The organism is Arthrobacter sp. A5 (assembly GCF_051131705.1).
Classification (GTDB): domain Bacteria; phylum Actinomycetota; class Actinomycetes; order Actinomycetales; family Micrococcaceae; genus Arthrobacter_M.
This window is the reverse complement of sequence record NZ_CP180316.1, coordinates 2670818-2687158: the sequence shown is the minus strand read 5'-3', so window position 1 is coordinate 2687158 and position 16341 is coordinate 2670818. Positions and strand designations below refer to the sequence as shown.

The 16341-nt window shown below is 64.5% G+C and carries 15 protein-coding genes and 1 riboswitch; of the genes, 10 read left to right on the top strand and 5 right to left on the bottom strand.

Going from position 1 to position 16341, the window contains the following annotated elements; translation table 11 throughout:
- Positions 1 to 76 precede the first annotated feature (76 nt).
- Positions 77 to 1282 carry a signal recognition particle-docking protein FtsY gene (gene ftsY, locus ACLLJI_RS12740; protein ID WP_434612767.1) on the top strand — a complete coding sequence of 402 codons (1206 nt, stop codon included), beginning with the start codon at positions 77 to 79 and terminating at the stop codon, positions 1280 to 1282.
- Positions 1283 to 1389: 107 nt separating this feature from the next.
- Here the strand turns inward: ftsY and ACLLJI_RS12735 are convergent, their stop codons facing one another.
- Both ACLLJI_RS12735 and ACLLJI_RS12730 read right to left on the bottom strand, forming a co-directional pair.
- The gene (locus ACLLJI_RS12735; RefSeq protein ID WP_434612765.1) at positions 1390 to 1803 is read right to left on the bottom strand and encodes a hypothetical protein; all 414 of its coding nucleotides are present in this window, start codon (positions 1801 to 1803) and stop codon (positions 1390 to 1392) included.
- 70 nt (positions 1804 to 1873) lie between these two features.
- Entirely contained in the window at positions 1874 to 2125 is a 252-nt protein-coding gene (locus ACLLJI_RS12730) for a hypothetical protein (RefSeq protein ID WP_434612763.1), read from the bottom strand.
- A 270-nt stretch (positions 2126 to 2395) separates the two neighbouring features.
- Between ACLLJI_RS12730 and ACLLJI_RS12725 the strand changes: the two genes are divergently transcribed.
- The 4 genes from ACLLJI_RS12725 (at position 2396) to ACLLJI_RS12710 (ending at position 5966) form a co-directional block, all read left to right on the top strand.
- A complete protein-coding gene (locus ACLLJI_RS12725; RefSeq protein ID WP_434612761.1) occupies positions 2396 to 3331 on the top strand; it encodes a S8 family serine peptidase in 936 nt (311 codons plus the stop codon).
- A gap of 72 nt (positions 3332 to 3403) precedes the next feature.
- Positions 3404 to 3637, top strand: a complete 234-nt coding sequence (locus ACLLJI_RS12720) for a hypothetical protein (RefSeq protein ID WP_434612759.1) — start codon at positions 3404 to 3406, stop codon at positions 3635 to 3637.
- Between the two features lie 611 nt (positions 3638 to 4248).
- The gene (locus ACLLJI_RS12715; protein ID WP_434612757.1) at positions 4249 to 5631 is read left to right on the top strand and encodes an ammonium transporter; all 1383 of its coding nucleotides are present in this window, start codon (positions 4249 to 4251) and stop codon (positions 5629 to 5631) included.
- Positions 5628 to 5966, top strand: a complete 339-nt coding sequence (locus ACLLJI_RS12710) for a P-II family nitrogen regulator (protein ID WP_283561434.1) — start codon at positions 5628 to 5630, stop codon at positions 5964 to 5966. The genes ACLLJI_RS12715 and ACLLJI_RS12710 overlap by 4 nt, the downstream gene beginning before the upstream one ends.
- A gap of 184 nt (positions 5967 to 6150) precedes the next feature.
- Here ACLLJI_RS12710 and ACLLJI_RS12705 read toward each other — a convergent pair whose 3' ends face one another.
- Positions 6151 to 7725: a glucose-6-phosphate dehydrogenase gene (locus ACLLJI_RS12705; protein ID WP_434612754.1), complete on the bottom strand. Its 1575-nt coding sequence runs from the start codon at positions 7723 to 7725 to the stop codon at positions 6151 to 6153.
- Positions 7726 to 7904: 179 nt separating this feature from the next.
- Here ACLLJI_RS12705 and ffh point away from each other — a divergent pair, with 179 nt between their 5' ends.
- The gene (ffh, locus tag ACLLJI_RS12700) at positions 7905 to 9479 is read left to right on the top strand and encodes a signal recognition particle protein (RefSeq protein WP_434612752.1); all 1575 of its coding nucleotides are present in this window, start codon (positions 7905 to 7907) and stop codon (positions 9477 to 9479) included.
- A 9-nt stretch (positions 9480 to 9488) separates the two neighbouring features.
- Positions 9489 to 10184, top strand: coding sequence for an alpha/beta fold hydrolase (locus ACLLJI_RS12695; RefSeq protein ID WP_434612750.1), 696 nt, complete (start codon positions 9489 to 9491; stop codon positions 10182 to 10184).
- A gap of 293 nt (positions 10185 to 10477) precedes the next feature.
- Here ACLLJI_RS12695 and thiC read toward each other — a convergent pair whose 3' ends face one another.
- Both thiC and ACLLJI_RS12685 read right to left on the bottom strand, forming a co-directional pair.
- Positions 10478 to 12232, bottom strand: a complete 1755-nt coding sequence (gene thiC / locus ACLLJI_RS12690) for a phosphomethylpyrimidine synthase ThiC (protein ID WP_434612748.1) — start codon at positions 12230 to 12232, stop codon at positions 10478 to 10480.
- A 25-nt stretch (positions 12233 to 12257) separates the two neighbouring features.
- Positions 12258 to 13487: an IS110 family transposase gene (locus ACLLJI_RS12685; protein ID WP_434612746.1), complete on the bottom strand. Its 1230-nt coding sequence runs from the start codon at positions 13485 to 13487 to the stop codon at positions 12258 to 12260.
- A gap of 390 nt (positions 13488 to 13877) precedes the next feature.
- Positions 13878 to 13987, bottom strand: a riboswitch (TPP riboswitch).
- A gap of 49 nt (positions 13988 to 14036) precedes the next feature.
- Between ACLLJI_RS12685 and ACLLJI_RS12680 the strand changes: the two genes are divergently transcribed.
- The 3 genes from ACLLJI_RS12680 to ACLLJI_RS12670 all read left to right on the top strand — a co-directional run bounded on the left by ACLLJI_RS12680 (position 14037) and on the right by ACLLJI_RS12670 (position 16210).
- Positions 14037 to 14552, top strand: coding sequence for a GNAT family N-acetyltransferase (locus ACLLJI_RS12680; RefSeq protein ID WP_434612744.1), 516 nt, complete (start codon positions 14037 to 14039; stop codon positions 14550 to 14552).
- Between the two features lie 283 nt (positions 14553 to 14835).
- A complete protein-coding gene (locus ACLLJI_RS12675; protein ID WP_434612742.1) occupies positions 14836 to 15726 on the top strand; it encodes a VOC family protein in 891 nt (296 codons plus the stop codon).
- Positions 15727 to 15772: 46 nt separating this feature from the next.
- Positions 15773 to 16210 (top strand): hypothetical protein, encoded by a 438-nt coding sequence (locus ACLLJI_RS12670; RefSeq protein ID WP_283561441.1) that lies wholly within the window; start codon positions 15773 to 15775, stop codon positions 16208 to 16210.
- Positions 16211 to 16341: the final 131 nt, after the last annotated feature.

Below are 16341 nucleotides of genomic sequence, written 5' to 3'. Positions count from 1 at the left end.
GCCAACACGGATTCCCAAGCCACGACCGAAAAACCAAGCCCGCGCGGATGTCACCCCGCTATGAGAAGCTAGAAGCGTGAATGACACTCTTCTGATCGTCCTGTATATCGTGATCGCGCTCGCCGTCATCGGCGCGCTGATCCCGGTCCTGCTCAAGGGCCGACGCAGCAAGGGTGTCTACGGCACCACCAGGGATGCAAATGATCTGCCAGCTGCCGGCGGAGGCGCGACCCTGCTGGAGGACCGTCCGGATAAGGTCTCTCCGCCCGTCCCGCCGGCGCCGACCGCGGCAGTTCAGGACCAAGACCTGCTGGACGATCTTGCCGGTCTGGAAACACTGCCGGCAATCGAGACGCCGGCCGCGGTGGAGGGCCGCCTAGTCCGCCTGCGCGCCCGGCTGGTCCGGTCCAACAGCGCACTGGGCAAGGGCCTGCTGGCGCTGCTGTCCCGGGATAACATCGATGAAAACGTCTGGGACGAGATCGAAGAAACCCTGCTGCTGGCCGATGTTGGCACCGCGCCGACGCTTGAGCTGGTGGATTCGCTGCGGGCCCGGGTGAAGATCCTCGGCAGCCGCACGCCGGAACAGGTCCAGCAGATGCTCCGCGAGGAGTTGGTCAAGCTCGTTGATCCGACGATGGACCGTTCATTGAACATCACCCGCCATGATGACCGCCCAGCGGTGATGATGGTGGTAGGCGTCAACGGTGTCGGCAAGACGACGACCGTCGGCAAACTGGCCCGTGTACTGGTGGCCGAGGATAAGGACGTGCTGCTCGGGGCGGCGGATACCTTCCGTGCCGCGGCCGCGGAGCAGTTGGCCACCTGGGGGCAGCGCGTCGGTGTTCCCACGGTGAAGTCCGACGTTGATGGTGCTGATCCGGCATCGGTCGCTTTCGAGGCGGTCAAGGCCGGAATTGAGCAGGAGGTAGATGTCGTGATGATCGATACGGCCGGCCGGCTGCAGAACAAGGTCGGCCTGATGGACGAGCTTGGCAAGGTCAAGCGCGTCATCGAAAAACAGGCCACCGTTGATGAGGTGCTGCTGGTGTTGGACGCCACCACCGGTCAGAACGGGCTCGCGCAGGCGAAGGTGTTTGCCGACGTCGTCAATATCACCGGCATAGTACTCACCAAACTGGACGGGACCGCCAAGGGCGGCATTGTCGTCGCGATCCAGAAAACGCTGGGCGTGCCGGTCAAGCTGGTGGGTCTGGGCGAGGGTGCCGATGATCTGGCCCCGTTCGACGCCGAGGATTTTGTGGACGCCCTGCTCAATTGACACCCGTCGCCCCGAGTCGACGAGCGAGGGCCAGTGTGGCCTGTAGAACTCCGTCCCTGCTCGGACGTCGTCCCCGTGGACGAGGCTGCATCGACCCCGCTGCATCATCAGGTCCACCAGGTAGTGCGATGCGTCGTGTTCGTTGCGTATCTTATGGACCGATTCCCCGAGATCGGAACCGCCCGTCTGCCCGCCAGCGGGCTGCGCAGCACCAGGTTCGGCTTGGGTTTCTTCCGGACGGGACAGTATGTCGCTATATCGCAAACAGCCTCGGCAAGGTCCTTGAAGGCCAGACACGCTGCGGCCCGAGCGGGCTGGCCGCCGGCGGACTTTCCAGAGGGTGATGATTTCCATTCCTCGCCGCTGCCGAACGTTCGAACCGAGAGCCGGACGCGCAATGGGGCATTCCATTCGACCGACTCGCGCAGACATTGGAGGCCTTCACGGAATTTGGACAGGGTCTCGTGGTCACCTTCGTCCAAACTCCGTTCCACCGCCAATTTGACGATCAGTGCCTCCATTGCCCCCTCCATCGCCGAGGCCAGTTTCAGGAGCTCGAGACGGACGTCCAGACGGGCACGGCCTTCGAAATCATATTTGGAATTTCATCGCAGCCCAAATCTTCCAGATCGTGAAAAACTCTCCGTACAGCGAATAGAAGCGGTGGACCGCGTCCAGGTCCAGCTCGCGCTGCATCTTCCGAATATCCCAACGGGCCGAGATCCTGTTGCCGGCTATCCAGCCCAGCAGGAGCGTAAGAACGGCGGCACATGCCGCTGGAATCGCCTTGATAAACGCCTCTGCCAGTGACTCGTTCATGGTGTCCTGATCTGCCTTGTCCATCCGCCCGTGGATTGTGCGGGCGCTCTGTGGCTGGGCTCAACAGTCACCCTCACGGCGTTACTGGCGCGTTTTCTCCCCGAGGCAGGGGCAGTGCCCGCCGGCGGTCCGTTTGCGCCCTTACCACCTTGCTGATGTGGAATCAGGAGTGGAGCCGCTGCCCCGGCGCCATCCGGATGCCACGAAGTGGGAGACCGGCGCTGATGAGCCACAGCAGCCGCGACGGCGTCACGGACCTGAGCGGCCGGCTCGTCAAGGGCGCGGAGGGGACGCGTGGGGCGGCCGGCGCCGCCCGGCTTCCAGGATACGAAGGAATTCACCTGGGGTCTGCAAGCAACCGGGGTCTTTTCCTCGCCACAGTCCGGGAGCGCCATTAAGGTAGCCGTCCTCGATACCGGTTTTGATGCAGCGCACCCGGACTTCGCCGGCAGGCGGATCACGCTGGAGTCGTTCGTCCCCGGAGCAGCGGCGCAGGACGGAAACGGCCATGGCACGCACTGCATCGGAACTTCATGCGGCCCAAAATCCCCGTCCACAGGGACCCGCTATGGAATCGCCTACGAGTCGGAAATTTTCGCCGGCAAGGTGCTCAGTGATGCAGGATCCGGCAGCGACGGCGGGATTCTCGCCGGAATCAACTGGGCCGTTGTGAACGGCTGCGCGGTGATCTCCATGTCTCTGGGCGCCGATGTCGCGCAGGTCCATCCGCCGTATACGGCCGCGGGGCAACGGGCGCTGGATCAGGGCTCGCTGATCCTTGCCGCGGCCGGGAACAATGCGGACCGCCGGCGCGGCGAATTCGGTTTCGTCGGCCCGCCGGCCAGCAGTCCCTACATCATTGCCGTGGCGGCGCTGGAAGTGGCATATTTTTCCGCACGCAGCCTTCCGCAGCGGGGCGGCCAGATTGACGTGGTGGGCCCGGGCGCTGACGTGCTTTCGTCGTGGCCGATGCCCGATCGCTGCAGGACCATCAGCGGGACGAGCATGGCGACGCCGCACGCGGCGGGTATTGCTGCCTTGTGGGCGCAAGCCACCGGTTACCGGGCCGGGAGCTGTGGTCCGTCATTGTGCAGGAAAGTCAGCAGCTTGCAGCTCCGTCGCTGGACGTCGGTTCCGGGCTCGTCCTGGCTCCGCAGTAGCTCCGCACTGGCTCCGCCGTATGCAGCGGCTCCTGAGCAGGTCCGCGGTAAGTTTGCAGTAGGTCCATAGCGGCTCCGCAGCAGGTATGCACAGACCGGCGGGGCCCGGGCGGCCGCGCACTAACAGGAATATCCTTAGATCATGATCCAGATCAGCGTAACCATCGACAATGCGCACCGCTCGGCCGCCGTCGACGTTGTGGACCGCCTGCGCTCCAACGGCATGCAGGTCGATCAGGTGCTTGACGGCGTCGGAATTGTCACCGGGTCAGCGCCCGAGGACCGGCGGCCTGCCCTTGAGGCCCTTGAGGGCGTCGCTTCCGTGGATGAGGAGCTGAGCTACCAGCTTCCGCCGCCGGATTCCGCCATCCAATAGCTGCCCTTCCCTTCGGCCCTGGCCGGTGCTGGGGTTGCGCCATGTCTGCTCGGCCGGACGGGATTTGCCGCCGAGCTTCCCGAACAGCCCACGGACCCGGGCGCGGTCATTGATGAACTGGCTGCCTTGGCGGAGCCGGGGCTGATGGCGATCTCCACTCCGGTTCCTTTGATCCGTTCGGCGAGGCCGTCTCCGTGGCGCACGCGCGTGGTGCCTGGGTGCATGTGGGCGGCGCTGGGGTCCCTTGGCCGCGCTGGCACGGCCGGCATGTGCTGCGGATTTCCGTGAGCAATTGGTCCACGGACGGCGACGCCCATCGCACAGTCGTTGGCGGCCGTGCAGCGTGCTGCGAAGCAGCGTTAATCCTCGGTTGGGGCACCTCGTTGGGGAAGCCGCGCCGTCTACTGCCCCGGCAGAACAAGCTTCCATTACCTGCCGGAAACATGGTGGTCGCACAGTCTTTACGCAGCCGCCGTTGTTGTAACACGACGGCAATCCACGGCCAGCACGGACGAAACACCCCAGAGTCAATCTTGTAGAGACAGATTGCACCAAGCGGCGGCCCCCGAGCGGGGCTGGCGCAATAATTCTCTACAGAAAGGCCAGCCACCATGAACACAGGTGACACGGCGTGGGTCCTAGCCTCCGCCGCTTTGGTTCTGCTGATGACGCCCGGGCTGGCGTTCTTCTACGGCGGTATGACCCGGGCCAAGGGCGTGCTGAACATGATGATGATGAGCTTCGGGGCCATCGCCCTGGTCGCGGTGCTTTGGATCCTCTACGGCTACTCCACTTCCTTCGGCCCGGATCTCTTCCACGGCCTGCTGGGCAATCCACTGCAGAAATTTGGCTTGGAAGGCGTTCTGGACACAGGGGCGAATGCTCCGCTGGTGGGCACCATTCCGGAAATCGCCTTTGTCGGATTCCAGGCCGTATTCGCCATCATTACGGTGGCGCTGATCTCGGGCGCCATCGCTGATCGCGCCAAGTTCGGAGCTTGGCTGCTGTTCGCCGGGATCTGGGTTACCCTCGTCTACTTCCCCGTGGCGCACTGGGTTTTTGACTTCAACAAAGACGCGAACGGCAACCCGATCGGCGGGTGGATCGGCCAAGGGCTGGGCGTCATCGACTTCGCCGGCGGCACCGCGGTGCACATCAATGCCGGTGCGGCCGCCCTGGCACTGGCTCTGGTGCTGGGCAAACGCAAGGGCTTTGGCAAGGATCCGAGCCACCGCCCGCACAACCTGCCGTTGGTGATGCTCGGTGCCGGTCTACTCTGGTTCGGTTGGTTCGGCTTCAACGCCGGCTCCGCGCTGGGCGCCAACGCCGTGGCCGGTTACGCCTGGATCAATACCCTGGCGGCTCCGGCAGCGGCAACGCTGGGCTGGCTGCTGGTGGAGCGGCTGCGCGACGGCCACGCCACTTCGCTGGGTGCCGCCTCCGGTGCCGTTGCCGGGCTGGTGGCCATCACACCGGCCTGTTCCGCGCTCACGCCGATGTGGTCGATCGTTCTGGGCCTGCTCGCCGGAGGAGTGTGTGCGCTCGCTGTCGGACTGAAGTACAAGTTCGGGTATGACGATTCGCTCGACGTCGTTGGGGTGCACTTGGTGGGCGGGCTCTTCGGCACGCTCTTCATCGGACTCGCGGCGAATCCCCAATCCCCGGCGGCCGGCACGGGACTGTTCTTCGGCGGCGGTCTGGAGCTGCTGGGCAAACAGGCCATTGGCTCCTTCGCCGTCCTGCTCTATTCATTTGTTGTCGCATTTATCATCGGTTGGATCATCCAGAAGACCATGGGCTTCCGGATCCCCGTGGAGCACGAGCTGGACGGGGTCGACGTCAGCGTCCATGCGGAAACGGCCTACGACTTCGGCGGCCGGGTGGGGGGCAGCTTCCACCCCCTGGACGAAGCGCTAGCCCTCCATGGAGCAGGCCAGGCCGAAGACGGCGCCCGCCAGAGCAGTATGGGCAATAAGCTGAAGGTGGAAGCATGAAACTCATAACGGCAATCATTCGTCCGGACAAGCTCGACGACGTCCGAGGCGGCCTGGAAAGCTACGGCGTGCAGGGACTCACCGTCAGCGGTGCCCACGGATACGGGCGCCAGCGCGGCCATACCGAGGTCTATCGCGGGGCGGAGTACACCGTGGACCTGCACCCGAAGATCAGGATCGAGGTCCTGGCCACGGATGACCAGGTGGACGATCTGGTGGACGTGATTGTCTCCACCTCCAACACCGGCCGGGCCGGGGACGGCAAGGTCTGGACCGTTGATGTCCACGAGGCAGTCCGGGTCCGCACCGGAGAGCGCGGGTCTGCCGCGGTTTAGGCTGCTCCGGCCGTCAGGCGGCAGAAATAGACAATCGCCCCCGCTGCTGTGGGGGCGATTGTCCATTTCTGAGCCGATGTCCTCGACAACCCGCAACTCTTTGGGGGCACTGCCCGCGGGGTTCCCGGCCGTCGCTCAAGGGTAGCGTCGCGCAGTGGCGGTGACCGTCGTCGTCGCTATATAGTCAGCGCTTACCGGACGACTTGGACGTTTCCCAGTCGGCGGGGCCGCTCGAGCCGGCTGGGTAATCCTGCAGCGGTACCTTATTTTCCCGCCAGGCCTTCAGCGTCGGCTCCACGATCCGCCAGCACTGTTCGGCCGTATCACCGCGTACCGAGAGCAATGGGTCTCCGTTGAGCACTCCGTCCAATACCTCGCCGTAGGGGAGCAGCTCGTCGCTGGCAAGATCCGTTTCCAGAAAAACGCGGTCCAAAGTGAAGAGATCGCCGGGACCGTTGACATCCAGATCAAGTTTGAGGACGTCCGGGCCGAGGCCCAGGTGCAGCCTCGTGGGCCGGTCGACCCCCTTGAACCCGGTGGGCAGGTGCGGCACGGGTCTGTAGGTGATTACGACCTCCTTTTGCGCCTTGCCAAGGGACTTGCCTGAGCGCAGGATGAACGGGACCCCGGCCCAGCGCCAGTTTTGGATGCGCACCTCCACCTCGGCCAGAGTTTCGGTGTTGTTGGCCGGATCCACGCCGTCTTCGGCCACATAGTCCGGGACCTTGCGCGCGCCGAGGTTTCCGGTGGTGTAACGGGCACGCCGGGTGCTGGCCGTGAAGTCATCGCTGATGCTGCTGGCCCGCAGTACGGCGGCAATGCCATCGCGGACGTCGCGTTCATGCAGTGTGGCGGGGGCCTCCATCGCCATGATGGCCATGACCTGGAGCAAATGACTTTGGATCATGTCGCGCAGGGCGCCGGCTCGGTCGTAATAGCGGGCGCGGTTCTCCAGCGTCAGGGCTTCGTCAAAAACGATTTCCACCTTCGCGATGTGGCTGCTGTTCCACAACGGTTCCAGCAGCCGGTTGGCGAACCTCAGACCGAGGATGTTGAAGACGGTGGACTTACCCAGGAAATGGTCCACGCGGTGGATGTGATCCTCTGGGACCAGTCCGGCCAGGGTGTGGTTCAGCGCCCGCGCCGAGGCTTCACCCGAGCCGAATGGTTTCTCCATCACCAAACGCGTCCCCGGTGGCAGCTCGGCTGCTGTCAGGACCTCGCACGCGCGCTGGCTCACGGCCGGCGGCAGCGCAAAGTACACGGCAATGGGCGCCCGCAAAGTGGCCAGGAGTTTCGCCAGCTCACCCGGTGCGGTGACATCGAGGGTGTGGTAGCTGGTGCCCTTCTGCGTTGCCGCCAGCGCGGCTTTGCCACCAGATTTGGCCGCGGGTGCGGCTTCGGCGAAGGTCGTCGAGACGCGGTCCGTCCATTGTCCTGCCGTCCAGTCATCGCTGCCGGCCCCCACCAGACTGATGCCACTGGCGCGGCCTGCGGCGATCAGCCGCGCCACTCCGGGCAGCAGTAGCCGGCCGGTTAGGTCTCCGGAAGCTCCCAGAATAAGCAGGGTGCGGATGGCGCCGTCGGTGTCGGCGAGCGGGCTTTCCGTGACGCGTGCGGACGTGCCGTGGCCCGACGAGCTGGGCGTCGGGCGGCCGGTCGGGGTGCCGGTCGGGGTGCCGGGTGCGGCTTCCGAAGTCCCGGCTCCCGAAGTCCCGGCCGTGGATGGATGTTTGGAGGAGCTCTTAGCGACAGTCATTTTGTCAGCATGCCACCGAACGCCGGATATTTCAGCCCCCCGTGCCCAAGGATTTCCCGAATGAAGCGGCAGCCGTCCTGCGCTTGATACCCTAGATAGTTGAGTCCCCAGATGTGCTTCTCCTATCTGTCTACAGGGGCATGTCCAGAGCTATACCTGAGGAAAGAAGTACACGGCGCGTGTTCAACTCACTATCTGACCGGTTGACAGCAACCTTCAAGAACCTGCGCGGCAAGGGCCGTCTGACCGAGGCCGATGTTGACGCCACGGTGCGGGAAATCCGCCGTGCCCTGCTGGACGCCGACGTTGCCGTCCCCGTGGTGCGCGAATTTACCGGCAAAATCCGCGAACGGGCGCTCGGCGCCGAGGTCAACGCGGCGCTGAACCCGGGTCAGCAGATCGTGAAGATCGTCAACGAGGAACTCGTGGCGATCCTGGGCGGGGAGACACGCCGGATCCGCCTGGCGAAGAACCCGCCGACGGTTATTATGCTGGCCGGTCTGCAGGGTGCCGGTAAGACGACGCTGGCCGGAAAACTCTCCAAGTGGCTCAAAGGGCAGGGCCATAGTCCCCTCCTGGTGGCCGCGGATCTGCAGCGTCCGAACGCCGTCAAGCAGCTGCAGGTCAACGGTGAACGCGCCGGCGTTCCGGTTTTCGCCCCGCATCCGGGCGTCAGCTCCGAGTTTGAGGCCGCTACTGGTGACCCCGTCGCCGTCGCCCGCGCCGGTGTCGCCGAGGCGCGCGCCAAGCTGCACGACGTCGTCATCGTGGACACCGCCGGCCGTCTTGGCGTGGACGCCGAGCTGATGCGCCAGGCCGCCGACATCCGCGCCGCCATCGTCCCGGACGAGGTGTTGTTCGTGATCGATGCGATGATTGGCCAAGACGCCGTCACCACGGCACATGCGTTCGATGCGGGCGTCAACTTTACCGGCGTTGTGCTGACAAAGCTCGACGGCGATGCCCGCGGAGGTGCGGCGCTGTCCGTTGCGTCGGTGACCGGCAAGCCCGTGATGTTCGCCTCCACCGGTGAGGGACTGGACGACTTCGAGCTCTTCCACCCCGACCGGATGGCGGGGCGCATCCTGGACATGGGTGACGTTCTCACTCTGATCGAACAGGCCGAGAAGAACTGGGACAAGGACGAAGCGGCCCGGATGGCGCAGAAGTTCGCCGACCAGGAAGACTTCACGCTTGATGATTTCCTGTCCCAGATGCAGCAGATCCGCAACATGGGTTCGATGAAGAAAATGCTGATGATGATGCCCGGTGCGGCCAGTATGCGCCAGCAGCTGGAGAACTTCGACGAACGCGAAATCGACCGGGTCGAGGCCATTGTCCGCTCCATGACCCCGCACGAGCGGGTGGCCCCGAAAATCATCAACGGGTCCCGCCGTGCCCGCATCGCCCGCGGCTCCGGCGTCCAGGTATCCGAGGTCAACGGGCTGTTGGAGCGCTTCGGCCAGGCCCAGAAGATGATGAAGAAAATGGCGCAAGGCGGCGGCATTCCGGGCATGCCGGGAATGACCGGTCCGGGCGGCGGAGCCCGCAAGGCAGGCAAGAATGCGCCGAAGAAGAAGGCCCGCTCCGGCAACCCGGCCAAGGCGGCCCAGCAGCTTCGTGAGGCGGAGGAAAAACGTGCCAACACCTCCAGATCGCTGCCCACCGGCTCCGCATTCGGGCAACAGGGCGCCGAAGGCTTTGACCCTTCGTCGCTGAATCTGCCCAAGGGCTTCGATAAGTTCCTGAAGTAGATAGGACTGATGAGCAAAGAACGGATCGTTTTCGTCCACGGCTCCGGCAGCTTCGGCGCCGCCGCGTGGCCCCGCCAGCACGGCCTTGCCCGCGATTACGATGCGCTCTTCGTCAAACGCCTCGGTTATGACGCGGCCGCCGAGCCGGTTGCGTCGGATTTCCTCGCGGACCGGGACATTGTGCTGGATTCCCTGGGCGAGGGTGGCCATGTGGTGGCGCATTCACAAGGCGCCATCGCGGCGATGCTGGCCGCCGTGCAGGCGCCCGACCTGGTCCGTTCGCTGGTGCTCGTGGAACCGGCCTGCCTGTCGATCACAGCTGAGCTGCCCGCAACCCAGGCCTACCGGACCCGGCTGGAACCGCTGTTTTCCCGCCGGCTGGAGATGACGGATGAGGAGTTCAGCGGGGAGGCTATCCGGATAGCCCATGCCATGCAGGCCCCGCCGGTGACGGATGAGTCCCGCCGCCAGGCACGTCGAATGCGGCTGCAGGCCCCGCCGTGGGAAGCTCCGCTGGAGATAGTGCCCGGCGTCCCGACATTGGTGCTGACCGGCGGATGGGAGCCGCTGTACGAGGAAATCGCGCAATACCTGGCCTCCACCGGCGCCGTGCACCGCATTACCGCCGGCGGCCACCAGCCGCAGGAGACAGACGCCGGCGATCGCCTGATCCGGGACTTCCTGCGCGCCCACCGCTGCGTCTGACTCCCCGCACCGCCTGGCTCACCGCTCCGCGCGGCCTGCTGCTCAGCCTGACCAACGGCTGTCCGGGCCCATCGCGGTCCGGGCCTGCTTCGCCGCCCGTCGTGAGCCGCCCGGGCCCTGGGAGAGGTCCGAGTAGGGGACCCCTGGGAATCGACCAGGTTCCGGGTGTGGCGTGACGACCAGCTCCGGGACGCCGAAATTTCGGCGTCCCGGGGCTAAAGGGGGCAGATTTCAGATCGCGGCGCGGGTCCGGCGGCAAAAGATGCGCGCAGCAGGCTGGGAACGGCGCCGACTCAGCCGGCCAACTCCGCGGCTGACTTCCGTAGTTCGATTTTCGGCAGGTAGACCTTGCCGCCCGCCTCGCGGAACTCTGCGGACTTTTGGTTCATGCCCGCAATAACTTCCTGCTCGCTCATCGAGCCGTATTTATCCCGGATGTCCTGGCTGATTCGCATGGAACAGAATTTGGGGCCGCACATCGAACAGAAATGCGCAGTCTTGGCCGGCTCGGCGGGAAGCGTCTCGTCGTGGAACGCCTCCGCCGTCGCCGGGTCCAAAGAAAGAGCAAACTGATCGCGCCAGCGGAACTCAAAGCGCGCCTTGGACAAGGCGTCATCGCGCAGATGGGCTCCCGGATGACCCTTGGCCAGGTCCGCGGCGTGGGCGGCAATCTTGTACGTGATCACGCCGGTCTTCACGTCGTCCTTGTTCGGAAGGCCCAGATGCTCTTTCGGCGTTACGTAGCACAGCATCGCCGTTCCATAGCGGGCAATTTCGGTCGCACCGATGGCTGAAGTGATGTGGTCATAGCCGGGTGCCACGTCCGTGACCAACGGACCAAGAGTGTAGAACGGAGCGCCGTCGCACAATCGCTGTTGCCGCTCCACGTTTTCGCGCACCAGATGGAAGGGGATGTGTCCCGGACCCTCCACCATGCCCTGCACGTCATACTTCCAGGCGCGCTTGGTCAGCTCAGCCAGGGTATCCAGCTCGGCGAACTGTGCCGCGTCGTTGGCATCCGCCGTCGAACCCGGACGCAGTCCGTCACCGAGCGAAAAGGCAACGTCGTAGCGCGCAAAGATTTCACACAGCTCGTCAAAGTGCGTGTACAGAAAATTTTCCCGGTGCTGCGACAAACACCAGCCGGCCATGATGGAGCCGCCGCGGGAGACGATCCCGGTGACCCGGTTCGCGGTCAGCGGTACGTACCGCAGCAGCACCCCGGCGTGGATTGTCATGTAGTCAACGCCCTGCTCACATTGCTCGATTACCGTGTCGCGGAAGATATCCCAGGTCAGCGCGTTGGCCTCGCCGTTGACTTTTTCCAGCGCTTGGTAGATCGGCACCGTCCCGATCGGCACGGGCGAGTTGCGGATCAGCCACTCGCGCGTGGTGTGGATATCATCCCCGGTGGACAGGTCCATCACCGTGTCGGCACCCCATTGTGTAGCCCACAGCAGCTTATCCACCTCCTCGGCGATGGAGCTGGTCACGGCGGAGTTCCCGATGTTGGCATTGATTTTCACCAGAAACGCCTTGCCAATGATCATCGGCTCGGACTCGGGATGGTTGACGTTGTTGGGGATGATGGCGCGACCGGCGGCTACCTCCGCACGCACCAGATCCACATCGCAATTCTCGCGCAGCGCCACAAAACGCATTTCATCCGTAATGAGGCCCTGGCGGGCATAATGCATCTGCGTGACGGTTCTGTTGGCGACGGCGCGCCGCGGCTTGAGCGCAACTCCGCGCCATTCCGCCGAGGCAGCACCCCGGCGCTGGGCGGATTTGCCGTCGTCGAGGAGGGTCCGTCCGCGCCCGGAATAGGTCTCGGTATCCTGACGGGCTTGAACCCAGGAGGCCCGGAACGGCTCAAGCCCAACCACCGGATCGCTGCCCGGCCCGGCGGTCCGGTAAATTCGAAACGGCGTATTCGGCACGCCGCCGGGCGAGTCCTCCAGCGCAATTTCGGTTACCGGAACCCGCAGTCCGGACGAAGCGTCCTCGACGAACCCCAATGAGTGGGACCTCAGGGACTGGGTCTCCACCAGTTGTTGTTCCGGGGAGGTGTCCCTATGTTTTTGTCAAGCCGCTTTTGGGGTTTTTTTCTTCGTAGATGCTCATGTCTCTGAGCATGGCGAAGAGCATGTCGCAGCGGCGCCGGGCCAGGGCGATCAGGGCCTGGTTGTGGCGTTTCCCTTGGGCGCGTTTTCGGTCGTAGTAGTCCCGTGAGGTGGGGTCCTTGAGGGCGGCGAACGCGGACAGGAAGAGAGCGCGCTTGAGGATCTTGTTGCCCTTCCTGGAGGGGTGGTCTCCCCGGATGGACGTCCCTGATCGCCAGGTCACCGGCGCCAGTCCGGAATAGGAGGCCAGATGCCCGGCGGTGGCGAAGTGTTTACCGACGACTTCGGTGAGGATCCTGGCTTCGGTCCTGATCCCGACCGCCGGTATCGAGCTCAGGACGAGGTGAAGAGGGTGGGCCTCCACGAGCGCCTCGACCCGGGTATGGCCTTCGACACGGGCTTTACGCAGACCGGCGAGCATGCCTGCCAGTTGGGGCAGCACGATGCCGGCTCCGGCGGTGCCGGCGACGACCACGGTTTGCTCGCCGAGGGCGGTAAAGATATCGGCTGCCCAGTGTTTGCCTGCCCGCGGGGCGAACTTGGCCAGGTACGTGGCCACCCGTGCCTGGCCGGCGGTCTTCAGTGCGGTGGGGGTCGGATATTTCACCAGCATCTCCGCCATTGCCGGGTGGTCCAGGTGTGCGCCGATCACCCGTTCGAGGGCCGGGTGGATCTGGGTCAGAAGCCCGCGGATACGGTTTGATGTAGCGGTGGTCTGCTGGGTCAGATCATCATCAAAACCGCACAGCATCGACAGCTCGGCGATCTGCTCATCGGCGACCTCGATCGAGCGCAGGGTGTGCGGCATCGTCCGGGCTGCCTCGGCGATGATGTACGCGTCCCGGGCATCGGTTTTAGCCTCGCCGGGGTGCAGATCCGCGATCCGGCGCATCGCCAACCCGGGCAGGTAACCGACCAGGATTCCGGCGGCCCGGGCCGTCGCCACCGGCAGCGCACCAATGGTGGCGGGCTGGTCCACGACCAGCAGTAGCGTGCCGTTTTTGGCCAGTGTGTCGATGATCGCCCGCAGCTTCGCTTCGTCCTGAGGCAAAGCCTTATCGAGCAGCTTCTTCCCGGATTTATCCAGCGCCACCGCGTGGTGATTGCTCTTGCCGACATCGACTCCGCTGAAGACATCGATACTCTCGTAATCCTTAATCAACCTCAAAACCTCCCGCATCCGAGACCTGTAAAACAGCGCTGGTCTGTCCTGCGGCGACAAGAGTCGGCATCCACGTTACGGCTGACCTGCCACGATAAAAACTGCCGCTGGTCCGGTCCCTATTAGCGATCCCCTGACACCTATCGGATCCCGGTGACATCACCCCCCGGATCATTGAAGACTGGGGGCATAAATCATGCCGGGAACCAACAGGCCAGCAACCCAATTCTTACTCAATTAGGGGCTACTAAAAAGGTACCGGGGGATTCCGGGGCGCGGCCTGTGACGGCCTGGACCATTCCGGCGCTGGCACCGGCACTGGCACTGGCACTGCTGGCTGTACCGGAAGGGGATGGGCATTCGGGTCTTCCGTGGACGGATTCTGGGCTGAGCCGAACGGCAAAATACTCATTGCTGGTACTCACTTCCTTCGCCGGCATTACCCGGACAGGTTCAACGGTCGCAGACTGCATCAGCCCGATCTCAGCCCCTGCAACAGGGCTCCCGTGTGGTCGTAACCGAACATACACGGGGAATACCGTCGGTGGCCAGTCGTAGGCTCAATACATGCTTGAATTACGTCCGGCCGCCTTGGCCGAATTTTCCCTGCTGCCGGCCATCGAGGCCGCTTCGGATACCATCCTGACCGAAATTGCCGGCCAGCGCCTGACGCGCCCTATGCCGTCCGGGGCCGGCGCCGCGGAGTTCGCCGCGGCGTTGCACATCATGGTCGCCGGCAGACCTGCGGTGGCCTTCGTCAGGCTGGAGGAAGTCGATGGCCAGGCCCATCTGGAACAGCTCTCCGTACAGCCGGACTTCGCCCGACACGGGATAGGCCGCGCGCTGATCCACGCCGCGGTCGCTTGGGCCAGGGAGTGTGGGTACCACGCGATGACGCTCACCACCTTCGCCGACGTGCCGTTTAATGCGCCGTTTTATGCCAGCTGCGGCTTCGCCGTGGACAGTTCGCCGGGCCCGGAACTTCTCCGGCGCCGCAATCACGAACGCGAGCTCGGCCTGGATGCGCTGGGGGATCGTGTGGTGATGCGGATCAGCCTCGATGGCAAATACCCCCAGGCGTAAAGCACCCGCTCATCGTCCGGGACGGTTCCGGCGTTTTACCGCAGCGTCGGGCTGCCCCGGCAGGTTCACCGGGCGTCGGGCCGGCCCTGGTGCTTCACCGGAAGCCTCGTCATGAACTGACGCTTCAACCTGAAGTTTCGTCGACATGGAATAAATTGAAGCTTCAAGTAATTGATCTGGATAAGGGCCACGAACAGCACGTCGGCCACCAGTCGAATCCAACGCATATCACCGCAGCGGCCGAGGCTGTCACATCACCCACCGACACCGTCAGGAGCATGACATGACCCCCACCACCTCGCCCCAGGACCTGCTCCCGGCCGACCTCGCCATGAGCACCGTGCTGCTTAAAGTGGGGGACATGAATGTCATGTCCGCCTACTATCAGCAGGCGCTGGGCCTGGATATCGTCACTGAGGCCGACGGCGGTCTTTACCTGGGACGGGAAAGTACTGCGCTGGTGCATCTCGCCCCGGCGCCGGGGCTGCAGGTGGGCCGCCGCGGGGAGGCCGGCCTGTTCCACACGGCGCTGCTGTTCGAGGACCAGGCCTCTCTGGCGGCCACGGTCGCCAGCGCCGCGCAGTTTGAGCCGCACGCCTTCGTCGGCAGCGCCGACCATCTGGTCAGCGAGGCGTTTTACTTCACCGATCCGGAGGGCAACGGCATCGAGTTGTACTACGACAGGCCGCGGACGCAATGGCAGTGGGAGGACGGGCAGGTGGCCATGGACTCGCTGGCCCTGTCCCCGCAGCAGTACCTCGACGAGCACCTCACCGAAGCGGTTCTGGCCGGTCAGCGGCAGCAGCATGCCGCCGTCGGCCACGTCCACCTGCAGGTCGGTGACGTGCAGAGCGCGCACGACTTCTACGTGGACACGCTGGGTTTCGAGAAGACGGCCAGCTGGCACGGTCAGGCCCTGTTTGTCTCCGCCGGCGGCTATCATCACCACATGGCCATGAATGTCTGGAACAGCCGGGGTGCCGGGCCGCGCAAGGACACGCTCGGACTCGGTGAGGTGCTGATTGCGCTGCGCAGGAAGGACGACGTCGGCGCTCTTGCCGAGCGGCTGGCCCACCATGGAGTCGCCGCGGCCAACACCGGCGCCGAACTGGTCTTCGCGGATCCGTGGAACAATCGGATCCGCGTTACTGTGGACACTGAGGCAGGCGCCTGAGTACGGCACGGCGGCTGCAAGACCATCGACGTTGGAGGCCGCAGCCTTGTCCACACTTTCGGAATTCTTCATAGCTGACCACCGCAGTGCCGTGGCCCACGCGCATGCCCTGGACGCGGGCAAGACCCCGCCAACGCAGCTGTCCCGGCTGGAAGTGCCGGATCTGACGGACCTGGATGTGGAGATCCTAGCCGAACTGGCCGTCAAAGCCGTCCATGCGACGGGGACCGACTGCGAGCTGGGACTGGTGGACATTGAACTGGACACGCTTTTCGTCGTGCCGGAAGCAGTGGCGGTGGTCTTTGCGGAACTGAAGGATCTGGAAGACCAGGACGATGTGACTGCGCTGGCCGCCGCCTGGGCGCAGACCGAGGAAATGTCGACGACGGCGGACGTCACCGAGCCGGTGGTGCGTGCGCTGTCCGAGCTGGCATCCGGGGCTGACGAGGACGCGATGATCAGCCTGTACTTCTGGTCCGAATAACCAGCGCCCGGCGGGCCGGCCGCGCTGTCGTCCCGGGTCGGATTGATCTGGCATAATGGGAAGGTACTCGATCCGCGCGGCCCCTCTCTCCGTGTGCCGATCCTGTCCTTAGAACCCTAACGATCGGCCCG